21 protein-coding genes and 1 pseudogene are annotated in these 21,065 nt (G+C 45.4%); 18 read left to right on the top strand and 4 right to left on the bottom strand.

The window, feature by feature from the left end; translation table 11 throughout:
- Window positions 1–415: 415 nt before the first annotated feature.
- Window positions 416–628, bottom strand: coding sequence for a hypothetical protein (locus tag CSH92_RS10055; RefSeq protein ID WP_420807503.1), 213 nt, complete (start codon window positions 626–628; stop codon window positions 416–418).
- Between the two features lie 177 nt (window positions 629–805).
- Here CSH92_RS10055 and lolD point away from each other — a divergent pair, with 177 nt between their 5' ends.
- From lolD to CSH92_RS10005, 10 genes and pseudogenes are all read left to right on the top strand, one after another.
- Window positions 806–1,486, top strand: coding sequence for a lipoprotein-releasing ABC transporter ATP-binding protein LolD (gene lolD / locus CSH92_RS10050; protein WP_100657445.1), 681 nt, complete (start codon window positions 806–808; stop codon window positions 1,484–1,486).
- The gene (locus CSH92_RS10045) at window positions 1,486–2,721 is read left to right on the top strand and encodes a lipoprotein-releasing ABC transporter permease subunit (protein WP_100657444.1); all 1,236 of its coding nucleotides are present in this window, start codon (window positions 1,486–1,488) and stop codon (window positions 2,719–2,721) included. The genes lolD and CSH92_RS10045 overlap by 1 nt, the downstream gene beginning before the upstream one ends.
- Before the next feature lie 91 nt (window positions 2,722–2,812).
- Window positions 2,813–3,202 (top strand): VOC family protein, encoded by a 390-nt coding sequence (locus tag CSH92_RS10040; RefSeq protein ID WP_100657443.1) that lies wholly within the window; start codon window positions 2,813–2,815, stop codon window positions 3,200–3,202.
- A 95-nt stretch (window positions 3,203–3,297) separates the two neighbouring features.
- Window positions 3,298–3,675: a DUF6265 family protein gene (locus CSH92_RS10035; RefSeq protein WP_276307865.1), complete on the top strand. Its 378-nt coding sequence runs from the start codon at window positions 3,298–3,300 to the stop codon at window positions 3,673–3,675.
- 76 nt (window positions 3,676–3,751) lie between these two features.
- Window positions 3,752–5,050: a serine hydrolase domain-containing protein gene (locus tag CSH92_RS10030; RefSeq protein WP_240612773.1), complete on the top strand. Its 1,299-nt coding sequence runs from the start codon at window positions 3,752–3,754 to the stop codon at window positions 5,048–5,050.
- Between the two features lie 11 nt (window positions 5,051–5,061).
- Window positions 5,062–5,442, top strand: coding sequence for a hypothetical protein (locus CSH92_RS10025; RefSeq protein WP_100657440.1), 381 nt, complete (start codon window positions 5,062–5,064; stop codon window positions 5,440–5,442).
- A gap of 36 nt (window positions 5,443–5,478) precedes the next feature.
- Entirely contained in the window at window positions 5,479–5,976 is a 498-nt protein-coding gene (locus CSH92_RS10020; RefSeq protein WP_100657439.1) for a DUF3592 domain-containing protein, read from the top strand.
- Between the two features lie 7 nt (window positions 5,977–5,983).
- Window positions 5,984–7,015: a S66 family peptidase gene (locus CSH92_RS10015; RefSeq protein WP_100657438.1), complete on the top strand. Its 1,032-nt coding sequence runs from the start codon at window positions 5,984–5,986 to the stop codon at window positions 7,013–7,015.
- A gap of 10 nt (window positions 7,016–7,025) precedes the next feature.
- Window positions 7,026–7,332: pseudogene (locus CSH92_RS17260) on the top strand (VOC family protein).
- Window positions 7,333–7,396: 64 nt separating this feature from the next.
- On the top strand, window positions 7,397–8,107 hold the full coding sequence (locus CSH92_RS10005; protein ID WP_100657437.1) for an SIMPL domain-containing protein: 711 nt from the start codon (window positions 7,397–7,399) through the stop codon (window positions 8,105–8,107).
- A 36-nt stretch (window positions 8,108–8,143) separates the two neighbouring features.
- Here CSH92_RS10005 and CSH92_RS10000 read toward each other — a convergent pair whose 3' ends face one another.
- Window positions 8,144–9,493 (bottom strand): dicarboxylate/amino acid:cation symporter, encoded by a 1,350-nt coding sequence (locus CSH92_RS10000; protein WP_100657436.1) that lies wholly within the window; start codon window positions 9,491–9,493, stop codon window positions 8,144–8,146.
- Between the two features lie 120 nt (window positions 9,494–9,613).
- On the opposite strand from CSH92_RS10000, the gene CSH92_RS09995 reads away from it, so the two are divergent.
- Window positions 9,614–11,806, top strand: a complete 2,193-nt coding sequence (locus CSH92_RS09995; RefSeq protein WP_100657435.1) for an Ig-like domain-containing protein — start codon at window positions 9,614–9,616, stop codon at window positions 11,804–11,806.
- Window positions 11,807–12,044: 238 nt separating this feature from the next.
- Here CSH92_RS09995 and astB read toward each other — a convergent pair whose 3' ends face one another.
- Window positions 12,045–13,385: an N-succinylarginine dihydrolase gene (gene astB, locus CSH92_RS09990; RefSeq protein WP_100657434.1), complete on the bottom strand. Its 1,341-nt coding sequence runs from the start codon at window positions 13,383–13,385 to the stop codon at window positions 12,045–12,047.
- A 384-nt stretch (window positions 13,386–13,769) separates the two neighbouring features.
- Between astB and topA the strand changes: the two genes are divergently transcribed.
- Genes topA through CSH92_RS09975 form a run of 3 tightly spaced genes read left to right on the top strand, consistent with a single transcriptional unit; the run spans window position 13,770 to window position 17,413 of the window.
- A complete protein-coding gene (gene topA, locus CSH92_RS09985) occupies window positions 13,770–16,406 on the top strand; it encodes a type I DNA topoisomerase (RefSeq protein ID WP_100657433.1) in 2,637 nt (878 codons plus the stop codon).
- A 13-nt stretch (window positions 16,407–16,419) separates the two neighbouring features.
- Entirely contained in the window at window positions 16,420–16,965 is a 546-nt protein-coding gene (locus tag CSH92_RS09980; protein ID WP_100657432.1) for a DUF2058 domain-containing protein, read from the top strand.
- A gap of 4 nt (window positions 16,966–16,969) precedes the next feature.
- The gene (locus CSH92_RS09975) at window positions 16,970–17,413 is read left to right on the top strand and encodes an acyl-CoA thioesterase (protein ID WP_100657431.1); all 444 of its coding nucleotides are present in this window, start codon (window positions 16,970–16,972) and stop codon (window positions 17,411–17,413) included.
- A gap of 41 nt (window positions 17,414–17,454) precedes the next feature.
- Here CSH92_RS09975 and CSH92_RS09970 read toward each other — a convergent pair whose 3' ends face one another.
- Window positions 17,455–17,814 (bottom strand): hypothetical protein, encoded by a 360-nt coding sequence (locus CSH92_RS09970; RefSeq protein WP_100657430.1) that lies wholly within the window; start codon window positions 17,812–17,814, stop codon window positions 17,455–17,457.
- Window positions 17,815–17,911: 97 nt separating this feature from the next.
- On the opposite strand from CSH92_RS09970, the gene CSH92_RS09965 reads away from it, so the two are divergent.
- Genes CSH92_RS09965 through CSH92_RS09950 form a run of 4 tightly spaced genes read left to right on the top strand, consistent with a single transcriptional unit; the run spans window position 17,912 to window position 21,064 of the window.
- On the top strand, window positions 17,912–18,673 hold the full coding sequence (locus CSH92_RS09965) for a Nif3-like dinuclear metal center hexameric protein (protein ID WP_100657429.1): 762 nt from the start codon (window positions 17,912–17,914) through the stop codon (window positions 18,671–18,673).
- Window positions 18,674–18,679: 6 nt separating this feature from the next.
- The gene (locus tag CSH92_RS09960; protein WP_100657428.1) at window positions 18,680–19,444 is read left to right on the top strand and encodes a methyltransferase; all 765 of its coding nucleotides are present in this window, start codon (window positions 18,680–18,682) and stop codon (window positions 19,442–19,444) included.
- Window positions 19,441–20,343 carry a peptidylprolyl isomerase gene (locus CSH92_RS09955; protein WP_164084706.1) on the top strand — a complete coding sequence of 301 codons (903 nt, stop codon included), beginning with the start codon at window positions 19,441–19,443 and terminating at the stop codon, window positions 20,341–20,343. The genes CSH92_RS09960 and CSH92_RS09955 overlap by 4 nt, the downstream gene beginning before the upstream one ends.
- Window positions 20,333–21,064 carry an SDR family NAD(P)-dependent oxidoreductase gene (locus CSH92_RS09950; RefSeq protein WP_164084705.1) on the top strand — a complete coding sequence of 244 codons (732 nt, stop codon included), beginning with the start codon at window positions 20,333–20,335 and terminating at the stop codon, window positions 21,062–21,064. Before CSH92_RS09955 ends, CSH92_RS09950 begins: the two co-directional genes overlap by 11 nt.
- Window position 21,065: the final 1 nt, after the last annotated feature.

The raw sequence follows: 21,065 nt of genomic DNA, 5'->3' as shown, positions 1-21,065 counted from the left end.
GGCCAAAATGTATTAGTTTTCTATAAAAAGTGACTGTCTCCTTTTGGGAGGGACGATACGAGCCTTGAATGTCTGCTTTCTGTGATCTTGCTTTTTAACACCAATAAGTCACAACGACTGCAACTTGTCTTCAGAAGACTGCCGCTTGCGCTACAGTAACGGTCTGGATATCGCTTCTAGTGAACATTCACGATGCCATACCTACTTGTCAGATAAACGCTGCTCAATTAATTTAATTCATTGCATCTCACAACGGCGCACACTGTTTGAATCGGAATCTTCGATAGGTGTTAATTTTAGAAAATAAAGTGCGGCATTGTTTAGAGGAAAAAGCAGTGAAATATTGGAAAAAGTGCAACTTAAAAAAAGCTAATACAATCAGTTACTCACTCACTTGTTGCATGAAACATGGGGATTAAATCGATGAAAACAGCCCTTGCCGCGATGCTTGCTGCTTGCGAAACTGTTTACTCATTTGCCACATATCTAAGATGTCACCGACTAAATACAAAGTTTCACATTCAAGAATGTTAAGAAATTGGAGTAGCAGTTCAGCTTTGCAGTCTCGACTACCAAGATGCAAATCGGAAAGAAATACACTTCGCGTTTTAATCCGAGAATTTGTCATGAAGATCCCAAGCTTTTGGTAATAACTTGGAAGCACAGGCTAATTATATCCGTTGACAATATCGTGAACGATTGATGACGTTATAGTGACAAACGTCAATTAATCGTCGCAGACTCTGTCAGTTCATAACTGAACTAGGTATTATTCTCTGGTAAACAACTATAGATAAAGGAAGTTATGTCGTCGTTACTCACTTGCCGAGCCATTTGTAAGTCATTCAAAGACGGGGATAAGTCCATCGATGTTTTAACTAACGTCGATTTTAACGTGCAAGCAGGTGAACAAGTCGCTATTTTGGGTAGCAGCGGCTCAGGTAAGTCAACTCTGCTGCATATACTGGGTGCGTTGGACACGCCAAGTAGCGGCAGCGTAGAAATCAATGGGCGTGCATTGTTTGAGCTTTCCAGTCAGCAGCAAGCCGATTTTCGAAACCAAACCTTAGGTTTTGTCTACCAATTTCACCATCTGCTACCCGAATTCTCAGCTTTGGAAAACGTTGCTATGCCGTTGCTTATTGCGGGTATGCGAACGCAGCAAGCTGAAACTAAAGCAAAAGATATGCTCAGTCGGGTAGGTTTATCGCACCGCTTTGAGCATGCACCAGCCCAGCTCTCGGGTGGCGAGCGTCAACGGGTTGCAATTGCACGCGCTTTGGTCAATCAACCCCAACTGGTGTTAGCGGATGAGCCGACCGGGAACTTAGATAAAAGTACGGGAGAAACCATTGCAGCGCTGCTGGCTGAACTGCGCGCGGCACTGGATACTGCTTTTGTCGTGGTTACTCACGATCAAACGTTCGCGCAACAGTTTGACCGTGTTCTCACGCTGTCTGCAGGAAAGCTTGAGGAGCAGCGTTAATGGCCTTAGTTTGGCAGTTGGCAACGCGATTTAGACGGGCTAAACAGAGCAATGGTTTTGTGTCATTTATCTCGTTTTCTTCAACGTTTGGTGTTGGCTTAGGTTGTTTCGTTCTGATTTTATTGTTGTCGGTCATGAATGGATTTGAGCGTGAACTTGAACAACGAATCTTGGCGTTTGTGCCGCACGGCGAGTTGCTATCGGTGTCAAATGACGGTATTCAAGATTGGCGTGAACAAGTCACTACTTTCAACCGTGATCCGCGTATTGCAGGTGTGCAACCCTATGCAAAAGCGACTGGTATGTTACAAGTTGGCGCGAACATGAAAGCAGTTGAATTAACTGGCCTTGCCCCCGAGTACATGAGCGAGAATCCCTTATTTGAGTTCGTCGACGCAGCTGCTCAGCAGGCGTTTAGCACTCAACCTGACGGTGTTATTTTAGCGGCCGGTATCGTAAAGTCGTTGGGTTTGAAAGTGGGGCAGAAAGTCCAATTGCTACTCCCTACTGTGACGGATGATCTCACATTTAAGGCACCGCAAACCGCTTGGCTAACGCTAGTGGGTAGTTTTTCTATTGGTGGGGAGCTGGACAATAAAATTGGCTTTCTACCGTTGGATATGGCGGTCGCAAAGCTCAATATTAAAAGTGGCGCGCAAGGTTTGCGATTCACTTTGCACGAACCGTTTGCCGCTTTTGATACCATGCGAGATATTGGCTATAGCTTCCCACAAGCAGTCTATATCTCTGACTGGACAAGAACCCAAGGACATCTTTATCAAGATATCCAGTTAGTGCGTTTAATTGTCTACATCGCGTTGACTCTGGTGATCGCTGTTGCTTGTTTTAATATTGTTTCTGGATTGGTTATGACGGTAGAGGAAAAGCGTAGCAGTATCGGAATTCTTAAAACAATGGGGTTATCCGATAGTCGGATCCGTCTAACTTTTCTCATTCAAGGCTTGATTAATGGCCTGATCGGTGTGGTTTTAGGATGTATCCTCGGCGTGATCACTGCACTAAACTTAACTGATTGGATCCGTAACATCGAAACGTCGCTAGGTGTAAAGCTCTTATCTGGCGATATTTACTTTGTTAATTTTTTGCCGACAGAGCTCCATACCCAGGATGTTGTTGTTACCGCTGTGATCGCGTGTCTCTTAAGCGTAGTGTCAACGCTTTACCCAGCAGCGAAAGCAGCAAAATTGTCTCCGGCTAGGGCATTGAGCCAGTAAGTAGAAAGAACTTTGAGGACGGTTAGAGTACTTGGATATTAGTGATGAGGGCAAAAAACGGTGCGCTATGGGTAGGATTGGTGTTTAACACATGAGCGATAACAACATAAGTAGTATAGAGGCTGTCGGTCAGATTGCGATAACGGTTAGTGATGTGCAAAATGCGTTAGCTTTTTACCGTGATATTCTTGGCTTGACGTTTTTATTTGCACCAACAGAAAACCTTGCTTTCTTACAATCGGGTGACGTTCGTATAATGCTTTCAACACCGCAAGGAGCTGGTGAAATCGGCAAGAACAGCATTGTTTATTTTAAACTAGCGAATATTGAAGCGTTTTATCAACACGCGCTAGACAACGGCGCACAGCAAGAGCGCTCTCCAGCGCTTGCCGCGCAAATGCCCGATCATGAGTTATGGACCGCGTTTGTACGCGATCCTGATAATAACTTGGTTGGCTTGATGGAAGAAAAGCGGCTGTGAATTTACGTTTTATCAAGGCTGTTTTACTCTGCCTTTGTAGCTTTACAATTACTGCTAAAGCGGATCCGTGTTCAAATCTCAACAGCATAGAATTTATGCTGGGTGATTGGCAATATCAGTCAAAAAGCCGAAAAACAATGGAGTCGTGGCGTCGGGTGAGTGAGCAGACCTTCGAAGGCGAAGGTTGGTCTTATTTACTGACAACCCCTGACCAGCATCAAAAAGAGACATTGCGCATTGTTGCTATGTCTGGCGAAGTCTTTTATCTCGCTAAAGTTGCCACTAATTCTTTACCCGTGGCGTTCAAATTAATTGAGTGCGCGTCGACACGTGCTGTTTTTGTAAATAACGAACATGATTTTCCCAATAAATTGGTTTATGTCTTGCGCGATGCAAATGCACTCACCGTTGAAGTCACCGACAATACAGGCATGGGCTTTACTCTCAACTATTTGCGTTCAACTTCACACTAACTCTAAGACTATTGTGCTAAGCTTTTGCTAGAGCCATGATAATCCTTATAAAATTCATATGAATAACTTAATTTCTATGCGGTTGTTAACCATGCTTTTAGCCGCGCTTAGTTTGCCATTTGCTAGCCTGGCACAAACTTTAGATGCCATGCAATCCGATCCAAAATTACTGGGTTGGATGGTCGGTGCTCCGCCACCTGACAGCAAAATGATCATGCAGCCACAGTCGAATTACTTTAGTTTTCCCAAAATGCGCTGGACCGTTTGTCACATGCGCGAATTACTGCCAACGCAAGTCGTGAGTCGAGGTATAGGTTCACCGGTAAAACTTCGCTATCAATTGGACTCAAGTATTGAGAGCCTGACTTTCACGCCCCTTGGTAGTGAAAAAACGATGACATGGACAGAATCGCTGATCGCTAATTACACTGATGGATTAGTCATTCTGCATCAAGGCAAGATCGTGTATGAATATTATGCGGGTTGCCTAGCCGAAGACGGTAAACACGCAGCGATGTCGATGACAAAATCCCTAACCGGTTTAGCTGCTGAGATTTTAATCGCAGAAGGCTACCTTGATGACACCGCAAAAGTTACAACCTACGTACCTGAATTGGCCGATAGCGCGTTTGCTGATGCCACTGTGCGAGAAGTTATGGACATGACTACTGCACTGAATTATAGCGAGGACTACGCAGACCCTAATGCCGGTATATGGCAATATTCTGCGGCGGCAAGCCCATTACCAAAACCCGGTGATTACAACGGGCCCAACGGTTACTACGAATATTTACAGACAGTAATGAAAAGTGCTGAGCATGGCAGTGAGTTTGGCTATAAAACGATTAATACTGATGTTTTAGGTTGGATCGTGGCTAAGGTAACGGGTATGGAGTTACCTGATTTTCTTTCCCAGCGGATATGGCGGCGCATAGGCGCGGAGCAGGACGCATATATGACTGTCGATGCTAAAGGAGTTGCTTTCGCTGGCGGAGGATTAAGTGCAGGTCTGCGTGATCTGGCAAGGATCGGGCAGTTGATGTTAAACAATGGTGTGCTCAATGGCACCCGGTTGTTTCCCGCTCAAGTCGTTGATTCCATTCGGCGCGGCGGTAATCAAGATTTGTTTGCAAAAGCGGGTTTTAGCACTCTTCCGAATGGCAGTTACCGCAGTATGTGGTGGGTTTTACATAACCCGAATGGTGCGTATGCTGCGCGCGGGGTACATGGGCAAACGATCTATGTTGATCCCAGCGCAGAAATGGTTATTGTACGTTTTTCATCATATCCAAAAGCCAAAAACGGTTATATTGATCCTACGTCTCTGCCTGCATACCAAGCAGTGGCGGAGCATTTAATGAATAAACTTCAGTGATAGGTGTAAGCATGCGTTTATATCCATTTGTTGTCTTTCTCGTTCTTGGGCTTACTGGCTGCATGTCCAATACTTTGCAAAGCTATGTAGGTAAGGATATTCGCGAAGTTATGGTGGAGATGGGGCCACCTGATAACGCGTTTGATATCAGTGACTCTCGACGTGCCTTTCAGTGGGTACAAAACCGAGAATATAGCGAGCCTGTGACGATAACGACGACCGAAGCAAAAACCAAGGGAAAGCATGTTGACTGGGTAAGTTCCGTGTCAACCATTTCAGGTGGTAGAACAGTAAGTGCGCCCTGTCATTATACCGTTTTTGCACGCTGGAACGGGCCAAGTAGTGCTTGGATTGTTGATGACTTTAAACGTCCCAGTATCGAATGTGAGTAAAATTCTGTGTAACTTGAGTTTTTAGCAGGAAAGATAATGGAATATATCGACACGATGTGGCAGCTTGCGGCGAATGGAGAGCGTCAAGGCGTTTTGTTTTTTATCTGTTTGTATTGCTTTGTTATTCTTGGTTTTTCTTTTTACAAACAAATCCGTGCCAGTCAATGGCCGCATACTTGGGGCACTTTAAGAAAAAAAGGGATCCGTCAATTTGGTGCACCAGAAATCCTGCCGTCTGACCGGGATTTTGTCGTTGATGCTTTGTATGATTATCAGGTCGATGGGCAACCTTATCAGGGTAAAAAAGTCTCAGCATGGGTGATTGTTGCCTCGTATAACGCGCGCAAATTGCTTGATCTGCAATTGCGCGATGTCATCTTTCGTGAAGATGGTAAAGTCAAAGTGTTTTACCACCCGCAAAAACCGTCCAACAGTTTGTTGATCAAACCGGGCAGATGGGGGTTGTTGGTGACTTTCCTCATAGCGACCGTGCCGTTCATTTGGTATACCTACCATTTTCACCTAAGTAGTTAATGACATTATGACTCTATATCCAAGGCCACTGCGTGAGGGCAGCACCATCGCGATTACAGCGGTATCTTCGGGATTAACGTCGGCACATAAAGCCCGCTTTGAAAACGTACTGAATTATCTTACTCAACGCGGCTATCAAGTGAAGGTTGGCGAATGTTTGTGGGTCGAACAAAACGGGGTTAGTGCATCAGCGCACGCTCGTGCGCGAGAATTGATGAATTTTCTATTAGACGATTCTATTGATGTTATTGCACCGCCATGGGGTGGGGAACTAGCCATCGAGTTACTCCCATTACTAGATTATGACGCACTGGCGCAAGGGCGTCCAAAATGGTTTATGGGATTTTCTGATATTAGCACGCTGGCAGTAGTCCTACACGCTAAGCTTGGCTGGTCCACTGTTCATTGCGCTAATTTAATGGATTTAGTGGCGAGCAATACCGATCCGTTGTTAGTTCAAACCCTGGATTGCTTGCATACGGCTGCGGGCGAATGTTTTACTCAATATTCTTCATTACATCATACTCGTGACTGGCCCGCGATTACCGAGGACTCAGCGGCAACGATAAAGCCGTCGTTGGAGACGCGGTGGCGCTGGTTGGATCCAAGCGAAAAACATCACACTATCGAAGGGCGCTTGATTGGTGGCTGTTGGGATACATTACAACATTTATTTAATACCGAATTTTTAGCGCTGAAGGAATTGCGCGAGCGCAGCAAAGAACCGTTGATCCTGTTTCTTGAGAATGCAGAAATGACGCCATTTCAATTAAGCCGGGTGCTAATGGCGATGCAATTTCGCGGCGTTTTCGAAGCCATCGACGCGTTGTTAGTGGGCCGACACTATCCAACCATTTCAGCTGAAAGTAGCTACGACTTTGATACTTTCTTGCGACAACAGTTAGCGCGTTATTCCATCCCTACAATTGTTGATATGGATATTGGTCATGCACCGCCTAATTTGACATTGGTCAATGGGGCCCGATGTCAAATACAGCTATCGAATGGGAAGGGAAAAATTACTCAATGGTTAGATTGAGGATATTTTTGTGGATTTAAATCAGGTCACTTTGCCGGTTAATAACATGCTTGAAGCCGTTAGTTCCTAAAAAACTCGGCTTTACGCAAATTATTGATATGCCTCGCTATGTGCGCTTTAAATGCCCAGCAGGAACCTCAAGCTTTTCGTTGTCACTCAACGGCGAACCTATTCAGCCTGGGATTGTAATTTATTTTGAGCATGAGAGTTTAGACCAATCTTACCTCTCGCGCTAAGCAATAGTATATGACCCGAGTGGAAATAAATTGAAGCTTTTTTGGGCGGGCGAAAATAGACTGGATCCACCTTGGAAGTGAGCGAAGTGAACCTTTTTTAGTTATTTTTTTCTTAGTTAATAACGAATTTGACGGACTATTTAATATGCAGCGTTTAGCAAGTCTTGTTTTGGGTATCTGTTTTATTGTTGGCTGTGGTGTTTTGGCGGTTACCCTGAAACAAGCTGCTCTTGAGGTTAAATCATTTGAACGTACGGTAAATGTAAAAGGCCTATCTGAGCGTGAATATCCCGCCGATGTGGTTATTTGGCCCATTCAGTTTAACGCGGCGAGCAATGATTTGAGTGCGCTTTATCAACAAATGGAAGTGCATGCAGAAAAAATTAGTGCGTTCCTTGAAGCGCGAGGTATTGATCGTACTGAATTAACCGTTTCTGCTCCCACCATTATTGACAAATCGGCACAGCAATATGGCGCTGCTGCACGCGCTGAATTTCGCTACGCCGCGTTGCAAACTGTAACGGTGTATTCCACGGCAATTAGTCGAGTACGAGAGCTTCAAACTGAGTTATCAGTGTTAGGTAAGCAAGGCATTGTGTTTACTGGTGGAGATTACAATACACAAACGGAATACCTTTTTACCCGGCTAAACGATGTAAAACCGGAAATGATTGAAGAAGCAACTCGCAAAGCACGTGAAGTGGCACAAAAGTTTGCCAAAGATTCAGACAGTCAGTTAGGTAAAATTCGCCGCGCGTCACAGGGACAGTTTTCTATTTCCGCGCGCGACCGCAATAATCCGCATATCAAAAAGGTCCGAGTGGTTTCCACGGTTGAGTATTACTTATCAGATTGATAAATGGCGCATCAAATGTGATGCGCCACGCTTAGGTTAGGGTTTATTGTGCGAAAAATCGGTGAAGTCCACCGCTTCTTTAGTGTCACCCGCGTTAGGATTTTCATAAACCTTACGGTCTAGTTCCTGCTCACTGTTAGCCACTATACAAGCTACTGTACAATCGCCGGTGATATTCACCACTGTGCGCGTCATATCAAGCAAACGATCAATACCGATGATGAGCGCGATACCCTCAACGGGAAGGTTTACTTGTTGTAATACCATCGCTAGCATGATCAAGCCAACGCCGGGTACTCCGGCGGTGCCGATAGATGCAAGTGTGGCAGTCACTACTACCATCATTAAATCAGTGGTACTTAAGTCAACACCATACACTTGGGCGATAAATACCGTGGCCACGCCCTGCATGATCGCGGTACCATCCATATTAATGGTTGCTCCCAGCGGAATAGTGAAGGATGACACTGTCGGCTTAACCCCCAACTTATAACGTGCGGTTTCAAGAGTTACTGGTAAGGTTGCACTGCTACTTGATGTACTGAATGCAAATAGGGCGGCGTCGCGCATCTTACGTAGCAAAATTAAAGGATTAAGACCAGTAAACGCTTTTAGTAGCAGCGGATAAGTGACTAGGCCGTGTAGAATAAGGACAAAGAATACGAGGAAAAAGTACTTTGCTAAACTGCCGAGCATGTCGGTACCAACGGTTGCAAATAGCTTAGCCATAAGCACGAATACGCCATACGGGGCGAGATTCATGATAATAGTGACCAGCTTCATAATAACTGTATTGATATCTTCGAAAAACTGACCAATACGTTTACCTGCATCTCCGGTCATGGCCATGGCAATACCGAAAAGCACAGCAAACACAATGATCTGTAACATATTGCCTTCTGCCATTGAGTTAATCGGATTAGAAGGAAACATGTTGATAAAGACTTCAGATAATGGCGGTGCCTCATTCGGGGTGAACGTGGCTTCTGTTGGGCGTTCAACACCTGAACCTGGCTGGATCATCAATGCGAAGAGCATAGCCAAACTGATAGCGATACAGGTGGTAAAGATATACATACCTATAGACTTGGCACCTAATCGCCCAAGCTTACTAGGCTCTGACAAACTGCAAGTACCACACACCAGAGAGACAAATACCAAGGGAACGACAAGCATTTTTAAACTGGCAATGAAGATAGTTCCCAAAGTTGAAAATATACCTTCTACTAGAATTGTATACGCGGAAATGGTCATCCCAAATAGGCTAAAGGATAAATCTCCGCTATCATCAGCGAGTAGTTGAAGCAAACTACCGATAACGATTCCGGCAATCATGCCGATAAAAATTCGTGCAGTTAGGCTATATTTAGTAGAAGCGTCAGACATGCAATTTCCGAGTGTTATTGTTGTTGTAGTTGATAGCCTAGCAAGTTTGCTGATTAACCTGAACCTTTTTAGACACCAAACTGTGGTCATTGGATGGAAACCATAGCGGGGAAAAACTTAATGAATGTAAAGCTATCATCAATACCTAAAATTATTTTTATGATGTTCAGCCTGCTACTAGTAGCATGTGGAGGCGGCGGGGAGGTCTCGCGAGAGGGGCCGGACAACCCAGATCCGACACCACCGCCGGCCTCGGTTATGAATATTGCCTTGGAAATTGTTGATGGCAGTGGTCAGCCATCTAATGAGTTAACCTCTGGTGCCCCACTGACTGTTATTGCGACAGTGACCCTCGACGGTGCGCCGGTTAATGATGAACTGGTGACCTTTAGTTTTAATATCGACGGCTTAGCCGAGTTTGGTAATGATACAGGTACTGCATTAACAGGCACCGATGGTGTGGCAAGAATTGATATCGTTGTTGGTGAAGACTCTGGTGATGGATTGGTAGTGGCGAATGCTGGTAACGCTGCGGCCGCAACGATTGGATTTAGGTCGAGTGGTTCAGTGGTGGTTGGTGAGTTACCCACGTCTCTCGAGTTGTTCGCTTCGTCCATCCAACTCGCATCGAGCGGTTCAGATCAAGTTGAACTCATTGCGCTGGTTAAAAACGAACAAAACATTCTAATGGAAGGGATTGCGGTCGATTTTTCTGCTAATCAGAGCGCTTCGTTACAGATTATCAATGGCGTTACCCAAGCCGACGGCATCGCACGCGCTATATTAACAACTAGCAATAAGTCACTGCGCACAATTACAGCGACTGCTGCGACGAGTAATCTTTCAAATACCGTTGATGTTGAGGTGGTTGGCACTGAAATAAATTTAAATGCGCCGTCTAGCGTTATTATTAACGACACGTCGCCAACCATTACGATAATAGTTGCTGATTCTGATGGGGAAGGTATTCCCAACCAAACCGTACAGTTATCATCAGTGATTGGTTCGTTAGACAACGAATCACCGACAACGAATGCGAATGGCCAAGTTACGGTAGGGTATTCGTCTGCAGTATCAGGTTTAGACACTATAACGGCGAGTGCTTTGAATACCCAAGCTGCGATTGATATTGCGGTGCAGGAAGATGATTTTAGCTTCTCGACGCTACCGGCCGAAGAGGTCGAGTTGGGTGATGATGCAACTATCGTTATCCGCTGGTTTAAAGATAATGCACCATTGGTAAATGGAACGGTTACCGTCACGGCTTCGCGCGGAACGCTGGATAGCAATACGCAAGTGACTGATGCTGATGGTTTAGCTACCTTTACAATAAATTCGAATAACGCTGGGATATCATCACTGTCTGCGATTGGGACTGACGGAAGTGGCGGTGAGGTTACTGCGCGTGCCTCAGTTGAATTTATCGCGACTGATGCGCAAGTGATTAATGTTGATGCGTCACCTGATTTGATTGGTCCAGAAGGACGTACCAGCACGATTACAGCAATTGTGCGAGATGGCGCAGGTAACTTAGTTAAAGGAAAACTGATTAATTTTGAACTAAGTGATACCAGTGGTGGTTTTATCAGTCCGAATAGTGCGACTACGGACAGTAATGGCATTGCCTCTACCGTGTATACCAGTAATGCTACTAGCAGTGAAGATGCAGTAATTATCCGAGCTCGTGTAGCTGATAACCCTGCAGTTACCGAGTTCACTACGTTAACTGTTGGTGAGAGAGCATTTGACCTCTCGGTTGGTACCGGTAAAGATATTCAAATCCCAGATAGTGCCTCCTATTTAAAAGAAATCGCGGTGTTCGTATCTGACTCGGTTGGTCAAGCAGTGGGTAACGTCAATTTAACGGTATCATCAACTCCTGTGAAGTTTGCACAAGGCGGCGGTTACTTCAAAGGTGACTGGGCTTGGGATCCAGACTTACGTGTTTGGTATACGATTCCAACCATCTTCTGCCCGAACGAGGATATCGACGGCAACGGTTTCTTAGATGCTGGCGAAGACACTAATGGTGACGGCGAGTTAACGCCAGGGATCATTGGCACCGTCGCGTTTAAAGATGGTCTAAATCGAACTGATGCGAATGGTCAGGCTACGATCGAATTACGTTATCCTAAGCAGTTTGGTCCTTGGACAGATGTTATGATTACGGCGTTTGGCAACTCCTCGGGAAGTGAAGCGCAGGATAGCTTGCAGCTGACTTTGCCTATAGCAGCAGTTGATGCGACGCAAGAAGCATCACCTCCTCCTCCAAACCCATTTGGTCGCGTAGCAGATTGTAGTACAACTGACTAAAGCTCTGTTCATTAGAAACACTAGTAAAAACCGCTTCTCATTGAAGCGGTTTTTTTTGCATGGTAATTCTAACTTGAGAGTACAACAGCGCTGCGTGCTACCAGATCAATGTAATTGAAGATGAAGGTGAGGGAATGGGTATTCGATGTAGTATTCCGCGATGTGAGTAGCAGCATATTTCATCGCTGTCGCCCGTGCGAAAAGTAAAAAAAACCGCTCTATCGAGCGGTTTTTTTTGTTAACCCTGCTGGAATGGATAAACCGAGCCCAGCTTCATTATTTGAGTCAATTCATCAAGCGCTGTGCGCGACTCTATGAGAAGTTGGGGGTCACACAAATCTTTTACCGAGAGTTCATCTCGGTAGTGTTTATCAACCCATTGGTTCAAGCGCGCAAATTGAGTGTCATTCATCAGCGCCTGCTGGTTTACCGCTGCCAACTCGACATCATTCATGGCTACGCGTAACCGCAAACAGGCTGGGCCACCACCATTTTGCATGCTTTGTTTAACATCAAAGTATTTAACTTGTTTAATTGGGGTACCTAAAGTAACCAGCTTGTCTAAATAGGTTTTGACCGCTGCGTTTTCTTCGCATTCGGTCGGTGCGATGATCGCCATTTCGCCATTGGGTAAAGTAATTATCTGGGTATTAAATAGATAGGTTTTAACGGCATCTGCAACACTGACTTCTGTGGTTGGTACCTTAATGAAGTGGAGCTCTTGCTCACCGAATTTTTGTTGTATTTCGGCAAGTTTAGCTGCGGTATCAAGAAACGCTTGTTCATGATAGAAAAGCACGTTTTGGTTACCGACTGAAATTACGTCGTTGTGAAATACGCCCTGATCGATAACGTCAGGATTTTGTTGAATGTAAACCACGCTGTCTTCGCTTAACCCGTGCAACCGTACCACTGCTTCGCACGCCTCGTAGGTATGGCGAGCAGGGAATTTTTGTGGGGCTGGTTTACTTGTATCGAACGCGTAACGTCCGTAGACAAATAATTCTACTCCGGAATAACCATACGCTGAGCATAAGCGCGTGTGATTCGCAGCGCCTTCATCACCGAAATGTTCATTGTCGGGTAAATGGGTATGGTGTGCAAAGTGCTTTTCATTGGTGAAAATCGCTTTAAGAATATTACCGGTTACCTGTGGTTCAAGACTGCGATGAAACTTATTAGTTAAATTAGCTGGGGTAAAATGCACTCTACCATCCGCCGTATCGGCACTTGGTGAAACCGTTGCCGCGTTCGCGGTCCACATGCTGGATGCGGAGCAGCAAGCGAGAAAGATTTGCGGGGCTTGAGTATACGCATCTTTTAACACTCGCTCATCACTTCCAGTAAAGCCGAGTCGACGCAGTGCATAGATATCTGGCCGTTCTTGTGGCGCTAGCATTCCTTGGATCATGCCCATGTCTGCCAATGCCTTCATTTTTTGCAATCCTTGCTTAGCGGCTTGTTTCGGGCTGCTTGTTGCATTGGCATTGTTGAGTGAGGCAACGTTACCGTAAGACAAGCCTGCATAATTGTGCGTGGGGCCAACCAATCCATCAAAATTCACTTCGAAATGCTGCATAGAGTGCTATTCCTATTTTATTATTGTAAGCAGGTTATGATGCGCAATGAGAGCTGGGGAAGGTTACTGGAACTACCCGAGACAGTTTCATTGTGCGCACTGCATAAACGCGTTTCTGCGTGTTTACAGTCACTGGATCAACAACCTGAGACGTCGAATTTTTCAGCATTATACGCAATTAAAAGTGGCTGCCAATTGTGCTGGTTAAAAAGTGAACAGCTCGAGCGGTCAAAAAAACAACAATTGTGCTTATCTATGAAGAAGAACTTGTTTTCTATTCACTTTGCCGATATATGTTAAAAAAGCAATTTGCCTCGCATTGCCGATTGTATGTGCGTGCAAAGTATTAAAAACCAATAAAAATCAAAGGTTTAATTTAACTAAATGTCAAAATCACTGGTTATTGTTGAGTCACCTGCAAAGGCAAAAACAATAAATAAATATTTAGGTAAAGATTTTATTGTAAAATCTAGCGTTGGGCATGTACGCGACCTTCCAACCAAAGCTTTGGGTAAAGTAGAGCCGAAAAAACCGGCCAAAGAACTCAAAAAATTATCCGAAAAAGAACAGCAAGCTTATTTGCGCAAACATGAATATTTAAAGTTGGTTGACCGCATGGGGGTAGACCCAGAGGATAATTGGCGAGCGCATTACCAAGTCTTGCAAGGAAAGGAAAAAGTCGTTAACGAACTCAAAAAGCTCGCTAAAAACGCAGACACCATCTACCTCGCGACCGACTTGGATAGAGAAGGAGAGGCTATTGCATGGCACTTGCAGGAGCTTCTTGGTAGTAAAGATAAAGAATATAAGCGGGTCGTTTTTAACGAGATAACTAAGAATGCGATCCAAGAAGCCTTTCAGCATCCAGGTGATGTCAACACCGCACGAGTAAACGCACAACAAGCTCGCCGTTTCTTAGATCGTGTCGTTGGTTTTATGGTTTCACCATTGCTGTGGAAGAAGATTGCGCGTGGGTTATCAGCAGGACGTGTGCAGTCTGTCGCTGTGCGCCTTGTCGTAGAGCGCGAGCGTGAAATCAAAGCCTTCGTGCCGGAAGAGTTTTGGGATGTTCACGCCGATCTTAATGCTCAGGATACTCAATTGCGGATGTTAGTAGCCAAGCAAAATGGCGCTAATTTTAAACCTAAGAACAAGCAACAAACCGATGCGGCATTAACGCAGTTGAAAGCGGCAAACTATGAAGTCTTGCAGCGTGAGTCCAAACCAACCTCTAGTCGTCCGAGTGCCCCCTACATTACTTCTACTCTACAACAAGCGGCGAGTACGCGACTGGGTTTTGGGGTAAAGAAAACCATGATGATGGCGCAACGCTTGTATGAGGCTGGGCACATCACCTATATGCGAACAGACTCTACTAACCTTAGTGCTGAGGCTGTTTCGAGTTGTCGAGATTATATTGCCGATAACTTTGGCAATAACTATTTACCGGAAAACCCAAATAGGTACGGCAGTAAAGAGGGCGCACAAGAGGCCCACGAAGCCATCAGGCCATCTAATGTCAATATAAAGGCCTCATCCCTTGGTGATATGGAAAGAGACGCCCAGAGGCTCTATGAGCTTATCTGGCGCCAATTCGTTGCTTGCCAGATGTTGCCAGCTAAATATGACGCAACGACCATTCGTGTTCAGGCCGGCGATTTCGAATTAACTGCAAAAGGCCGAGTATTAAAGTTTGAAGGTTGGACGAAGGTACAACCCCAAGTGCGTAAAAAAGGTGAAGAAGATCTGATCTTGCCGGATGTTAAAGTCGGCGACAAATTGAGCCTACAAGGACTGGATCCGAAACAACACTTCACTAAACCGGTCGCTCGCTTTAACGAAGCTTCATTAGTGAAAGAGCTTGAAAAACGTGGGATTGGGCGTCCATCAACGTACGCCAGTATTATATCAACCATTCAAGATCGTGGTTATGTGCGTCTTGAAAATAAACGTTTTTATGCCGAGAAGATGGGAGAGATCGTCAACGATCGTCTAATGGAAAATTTTGATGATCTGATCGGCTATGACTTTACCGCGAACATGGAGCAACAGCTCGATGATATCGCCGAAGGCAAAAAGCAGTGGCAAGCGGTACTGGATGATTTTTACCAAGACTTCTACCAAAAACTATTGCTGGCAGAAAAGGATGCTGAAGAGGGCGGAATGCGCCCCAACCAAGCAGTTCCTACCAATATCGATTGCACTCGTTGTGGGCGCAAGATGAATATTCGAACAGCCAGCACTGGCGTCTTCTTGGGTTGTTCAGGCTATAATTTGCCGCCAAAGGAACGTTGTACCAACACGATGAATCTCACCCCTGGCGAAGAAGTCATCAAAGTTGACGATGAGGAAGAGCTTGAGACCGAAGCGTTGCGTTCCAAGCGCCGTTGCGATGAGTGCGGTACCGCAATGGACAGCTACCTGGTGGATGAGGGGCGTAAATTACACGTGTGTGGTAATACGCCAACCTGTCCTGGAACCTACGTTGAAGCTGGCACGTTTAAAATTAAAGGTTATGAAGGTCCAGTTATTGAATGCGATAAGTGTGGTTCAGACATGGAGCTTAAAAACGGTCGCTTTGGTAAATACTTCGGTTGTAGTAATGAGGATTGTAAGAACACCCGCAAGTTATTACGTAATGGCGAACCAGCTCCTCCGAAAGAAGATCCGGTGGATTTGCCTGAGCTGCCATGTGAAAAAAGTGATGCTCATTTCGTCTTGCGAGATGGTGCATCGGGAATTTTCTTAGCGGCGCATAACTTCCCGAAATCACGGGAAACTCGGGCTCCAAAGGTTGAGGAGCTGGCGCGTTTTCGAGATCGTTTATCATCGAAATTCCATTATTTAGCCGATGCTCCGGCAGCAGATCCCGACGGCAATCCAACGATTGTTCGCTATAGCCGGAAGACTAAGCAACAATACGTCATGTCGGAAAATGCGGATGGTAAAGCAACCGGCTGGTCCGCATGGTATGAAGGTGGTCAGTGGAAAGCCGACGACAAACGTAAGAAAACGAAATAAAGGTTCGATTGAAATGGCGTTGTCATTACAAGAGCAGCTGCTTAAAGCCGGTGTAGCAGACAAGCAAAAGGCGAAGCAAGCGCGCGCAGATAAGCGCAAGCAAAAGAAACAAAAACAGCCACAGGATAATGCAGCCAAAGCGGCTGCTCAGGCTGCGATTGAAGCTAAAAAAGCGAAAGATAGAGAGTTAAACGACGCGCAGAATAAACTAAAACAGGAACGCTCAATTGCTGCGCAAGTTAAGCAGCTAATTGAGTTGAATCGGCAGTCACGCAAGGGCGGAGAGGTTGTATTAAATTTCCCCCACGAGAATAAAATCAAACGTTTATACGTGACAGAAGCGCTGCACCGCGGCGTGCTCGGTGCTAAGCTGGCCGTGGTTAGTCTCGAGAATGAATACGAATTAGTGCCCATCAAAGTTGCTGACAAAATTGCTGAGCGCAGTCCTGAAACGGTTGTTTATATCGCCGATTTGTCAGCTACGGAGAGTACCGCAAGCAGTGACGATTCTGAAGACTGGTACGCAGACTTTGAAATTCCTGATGATTTAACTTGGTAGGCGTATGCGAACTGACGTGTTGCTTCGTGTTCGTTATGCTGAGTGTGATCCTCAAAATGTCGTTTTTAACGCGCGATACGCAGATTACGTTGATGTAGCAAGTACTGAGTACCTGCGTAAACTTTGCGGCGGCTATGATCAACTGGAGTCAGCGGGTTTTGCTACCCAAGTGGTTAGTTTGACTATTGATTGGCATTCTTCCGCGCGATTTGATGATGTTTTAATGCTCGCCATAGAGTGTGAGCATGTAGGGACATCATCTTTCACTTTGACCTGTTCGATTATGCAATATTCAGCACAAATACCTGTGGCGACTGCACGTGTTGTTTACGTATTTATGGAAGCAAGTTTGAGTGCAAAGTGTGCCATTCCTGACCATGTTCGCAGCGAATTACTGTCGAGTAAGGCCTACGGGCCAATAAATTTAGCGGGCGTTGCTGACAAATAAGTAATTGCTAAGCACCATTGCGGCGCTTAGCCGTTTACTGATTAGCGTGGCAGGATCGCACCAGGGTTACTGGCTTTGATTTGCTCGTTCCAATGATCTTTGACTGAAAAACCACCTTTCGCTGGTTTTTTAGCTGCCTTTTTGGCTGCCGGTTTCTTCGCTGCGGGCTTTTTCTCTGCCAATTTCGGTTCAGCTTTTTTCGCTGCCGGCTTAGCCGCTTTAGCAGGGGTATCTGCACTCATGGCATCAGCCATTTCTTCGAGCTGTGCTAAGCGCATATTTTTGCCGCCGTCTACGCTGTACCATCCGCCTTTCGCTTCGATAGATGGTGCCTTACCGTTTTGCTGTGTATAGGCAAGGGTAAACTTTTCGATAACTTTATCTTTATCTAACGCTGCCATGATGGATTGATTTCCTTTTAGTTGTTATTAATAAGATAATCGACAGGTGTTTTTATACCGATATTTGTTAACAAAGTCTAATTTACAAAGGATTTACATGGCTACGACTCGACAAGCGCTGGTTCAATACTTAGATAACTATCTCAATGTCGGAAAAATCCGCGATTATTGTCCGAACGGATTACAGGTGGAAGGGACGCCCACCATTCAACGGTTGGTCACCGGTGTCACCGCTTCACAGGCGCTAATCGATAAAGCTATTGAGCATGACGCTGACGCAGTATTAGTGCATCACGGCTACTTTTGGAAAGGGGAAGATCCTTGCGTGCGCGGTATGAAGAAGCAGCGTTTGGCTAAGTTGCTGGCACATGACATCAATTTGTTTGCGTACCATTTACCCTTAGATGTCCATCCTGAAGTCGGCAATAATGTACAGCTGGCAAAGCGCTTGGATATCGATGTTGGCGCGGGTTTAGATGCCAATGATCCGTTTAGTGTGGCTTTAAGGGGGCGCTTTAAAATACCCTTGACGCACGCTGAACTATGTCAAAGATTAACATCTAACATCGATACGCGAGTACTCAGTGAAGGCAATCCGGATGCCGTATTGGAGACAGTCGCCTGGTGCACCGGTGGTGGTCAAGGTTATATTGATGCTGCAGCTGAACAGCGAATTGATGCATTTATAAGCGGAGAAGTATCGGAACAAACTATTCACACTGCACGTGAAATGGGGATCCATTTCTTTGCGGCGGGTCATCATGCGACCGAACGTTATGGCGCTCAGGCGCTCGGTGAGCATATCGCCGCACAGTTTGATATCGACGTGACCTTTATCGATATTCCTAATCCAGCGTAATTTACCATGAGTGCAGACAAACCGGATCAAAGCTTTGACGGCATAGCGAGTAAGTTTGATAAAAATATCTATGGGACGAGTAAGGGCCGATTACGAGAAGCGGTATTGGCTCATCAACTGTCACCTTACCTAACTGATTGTTCACCGCTTTCTATTATAGATATCGGCGGTGGTACCGGCGCAATGGCTAAACTTGCACTCGTGCACGAACACAAAGTCCATGTGAATGATATTTCTGCCGATGCTATCACTTTAGCTCAGGAAAAATTGGCCGCCTACGGCGAGCGAGTTGAATTTACTTGTCAGGATCTGCAATCGCTAAACTTACCGCAGTTTGACGCTGTATTTTGTCACGCCGTACTCGAATGGACACAGCATCCACTGCAAATCATCGATAAATTATTAACCTTACTTCGTAACGACGGTTTTTTGAGCCTAACATTTTTTAATTACGATGCGAGCTTATTTGGCAACGCATTGTATGGCAATTTTGATCTCATTCGTCGGGGCTTGATAACTAAGAACCGAGTGCGCCTGAATCCTAATAATCCGCAGCGCCCAAAGGTGATAATGAATTATTTATTGCAACAAGGGCTTAGTATTGAACTTAGTGCAGGTATTCGTTGTTTTCACGATTATATGCGTGACCGACAACAGCAAATAACGCATTACGATGATTTACTCGCATTAGAACTAGAATATAGCACACAGGAACCATACAAATGGCTAGGGAAATACTTTCATATCATTGCACGCAAGGCTGGAGCATGATCCGTTACTTCAAGCACATTATTCAGGGGCTGGGCATACTCTTAGTCTACGGGGGCGCAGCACTGGTTTATGCGAGCGAGGCGTCTGAGGTATCTGAAGAAACGCTTATTCCGCAAGAGCAATTAGTTTATATCACGACTGATGCAGGGTTGGTCATTATACAATTGACGGATAGTGTGGCTCCGAACAATACACAACGCTTTCGTGATCTGGTGCAGGAAGGTTTTTATGATGGTCTAGATTTTTATCGGGTTATTGATGGTTTTGTCGCTCAAGCGGGTGATCTTGCTGAAACGAAGCAGAGTGCGTTCAAATCTCCTGTTAATGCCGAGTTTAGTCGTTCACATAGCAAAAACTTGTTGGCGTTTGAGGTTGTTCAGTCACCGGAGTTTCTTGCCCAAGCAACTGGATTTATTGATGGATTTCCAGCCGGGCTAAATGTTAATGATAACCGTCAATGGTTATTGCACTGTCCTGGTGCCGTCGCGATGGCACGCAGTAATGCTGCTGATTCAGCGACTACTGAGTTTTATATCGTATTGGGACAGGCACCGCGTCACCTAGACCGTAACATGAGTATTATCGGGCAAGTGGTATATGGAATGCAGGTAGCGCAGCGTTTTCATCGTGGCGATGGCGCAAAAAATGGCGGTGTAATTGATGACCCAGCACAGCGAACTCGAATATTATCCGCACGGATGGGCAATGCCGTTCCAGCTCACAAACAGCTTCAGTTATGGCGTCAGAATACACAATCATCAGCATTTCAGCAGCGCCTGACAAATGCTCGTAACCTGACCAATCCGTTCTACCATTATCAAGGTAGCGGAAACCTTGATGTTTGCTATTATCGACCGAGCATTCGAGTGGCCGAGCATGGAGCTTCTGATGCAGAATAAATCAGGGCGGCAAATTCTGATCACGGGAGCCGCGCGGCGCTTTGGTCTTTCTCTAGTAGAACATTTTCTTAATTTGGGGGATTCGGTAGTAGCAATCTCTAGACATTCCAGTGACGACTTATCAAGCTTTCAGCAAAAGCATCCTGAGCGGTTAACCATAATACCGATTAATGATTATTCGGAAGCCGGATTCGCGTGTGTCAAAAGCACACTTGGTGAGGTTTCTTATGATCTATTAATTAATAATGCGTCGCTATTTGAAGATGATGTGACAGGAGAAGATATTTTTGCTCAACTGCAGGCTCTAACGAACGTTCACATGGCTTTCCCAGCTGCACTGGCAGAATGGTTTGCCACACAATATGTTGCGAGAGCCAATGGTGATACAGGCTTGATCATCAACATTACCGATATTTATTCATTGAATCCAAAACCAGGTCGCGCCTATTACTCTGCAACGAAAGCAGGGTTAGATAATTTGACGTTGTCGTTAGCGAAGCGGTTAGCACCTTTAATTCGGGTAAATAGTATTCAACCAGGAACGATGCAATTTTTGCCGGAGCACACGACTGCTGCAAAGCAGGATGTCTTAACCAATAGTCTAATCCAGCGAGAAGCAGGCTTTGAACCACTAATACAAGCGGTGGATTACCTTTTAAGAAATACGTTCGTAACGGGTAGTGCACTAAAAGTTGATGGTGGCCGTTCGATAGCCCGTTGAA

This window comes from Neoalteromonas flava (assembly GCF_002807685.1).
Classification (GTDB): domain Bacteria; phylum Pseudomonadota; class Gammaproteobacteria; order Enterobacterales; family Alteromonadaceae; genus Alteromonas_E; species Alteromonas_E flava.
Note: the sequence above shows the minus strand (reverse complement) of the source record. Positions and strands in the feature narration are given on the sequence as shown.

Excerpts from the sequence above, each read along its gene's own strand:
- CSH92_RS10025 (WP_100657440.1), top strand. The coding sequence starts at position 5,062 with ATGCGTTTATATCCATTTGTTGTCTTTCTCGTTCTTGGGCTTACTGGC.
- CSH92_RS10005 (WP_100657437.1), top strand. The coding sequence starts at position 7,397 with ATGCAGCGTTTAGCAAGTCTTGTTTTGGGTATCTGTTTTATTGTTGGC.
- CSH92_RS10035 (WP_276307865.1), top strand. The coding sequence starts at position 3,298 with ATGCTGGGTGATTGGCAATATCAGTCAAAAAGCCGAAAAACAATGGAG.
- CSH92_RS10015 (WP_100657438.1), top strand. The coding sequence starts at position 5,984 with ATGACTCTATATCCAAGGCCACTGCGTGAGGGCAGCACCATCGCGATT.
- CSH92_RS10000 (WP_100657436.1), bottom strand. The coding sequence starts at position 9,493 with ATGTCTGACGCTTCTACTAAATATAGCCTAACTGCACGAATTTTTATC.
- lolD (WP_100657445.1), top strand. The coding sequence starts at position 806 with ATGTCGTCGTTACTCACTTGCCGAGCCATTTGTAAGTCATTCAAAGAC.
- CSH92_RS10030 (WP_240612773.1), top strand. The coding sequence starts at position 3,752 with ATGCGGTTGTTAACCATGCTTTTAGCCGCGCTTAGTTTGCCATTTGCT.
- astB (WP_100657434.1), bottom strand. The coding sequence starts at position 13,385 with ATGCAGCATTTCGAAGTGAATTTTGATGGATTGGTTGGCCCCACGCAC.
- CSH92_RS09980 (WP_100657432.1), top strand. The coding sequence starts at position 16,420 with ATGGCGTTGTCATTACAAGAGCAGCTGCTTAAAGCCGGTGTAGCAGAC.
- CSH92_RS10020 (WP_100657439.1), top strand. The coding sequence starts at position 5,479 with ATGGAATATATCGACACGATGTGGCAGCTTGCGGCGAATGGAGAGCGT.
- CSH92_RS09965 (WP_100657429.1), top strand. The coding sequence starts at position 17,912 with ATGGCTACGACTCGACAAGCGCTGGTTCAATACTTAGATAACTATCTC.
- CSH92_RS09950 (WP_164084705.1), top strand. The coding sequence starts at position 20,333 with ATGCAGAATAAATCAGGGCGGCAAATTCTGATCACGGGAGCCGCGCGG.
- CSH92_RS10040 (WP_100657443.1), top strand. The coding sequence starts at position 2,813 with ATGAGCGATAACAACATAAGTAGTATAGAGGCTGTCGGTCAGATTGCG.
- CSH92_RS09995 (WP_100657435.1), top strand. The coding sequence starts at position 9,614 with ATGAATGTAAAGCTATCATCAATACCTAAAATTATTTTTATGATGTTC.
- CSH92_RS09970 (WP_100657430.1), bottom strand. The coding sequence starts at position 17,814 with ATGGCAGCGTTAGATAAAGATAAAGTTATCGAAAAGTTTACCCTTGCC.
- CSH92_RS09960 (WP_100657428.1), top strand. The coding sequence starts at position 18,680 with ATGAGTGCAGACAAACCGGATCAAAGCTTTGACGGCATAGCGAGTAAG.
- CSH92_RS09975 (WP_100657431.1), top strand. The coding sequence starts at position 16,970 with ATGCGAACTGACGTGTTGCTTCGTGTTCGTTATGCTGAGTGTGATCCT.
- CSH92_RS09955 (WP_164084706.1), top strand. The coding sequence starts at position 19,441 with ATGATCCGTTACTTCAAGCACATTATTCAGGGGCTGGGCATACTCTTA.
- CSH92_RS10055 (WP_420807503.1), bottom strand. The coding sequence starts at position 628 with ATGACAAATTCTCGGATTAAAACGCGAAGTGTATTTCTTTCCGATTTG.
- CSH92_RS10045 (WP_100657444.1), top strand. The coding sequence starts at position 1,486 with ATGGCCTTAGTTTGGCAGTTGGCAACGCGATTTAGACGGGCTAAACAG.
- topA (WP_100657433.1), top strand. The coding sequence starts at position 13,770 with ATGTCAAAATCACTGGTTATTGTTGAGTCACCTGCAAAGGCAAAAACA.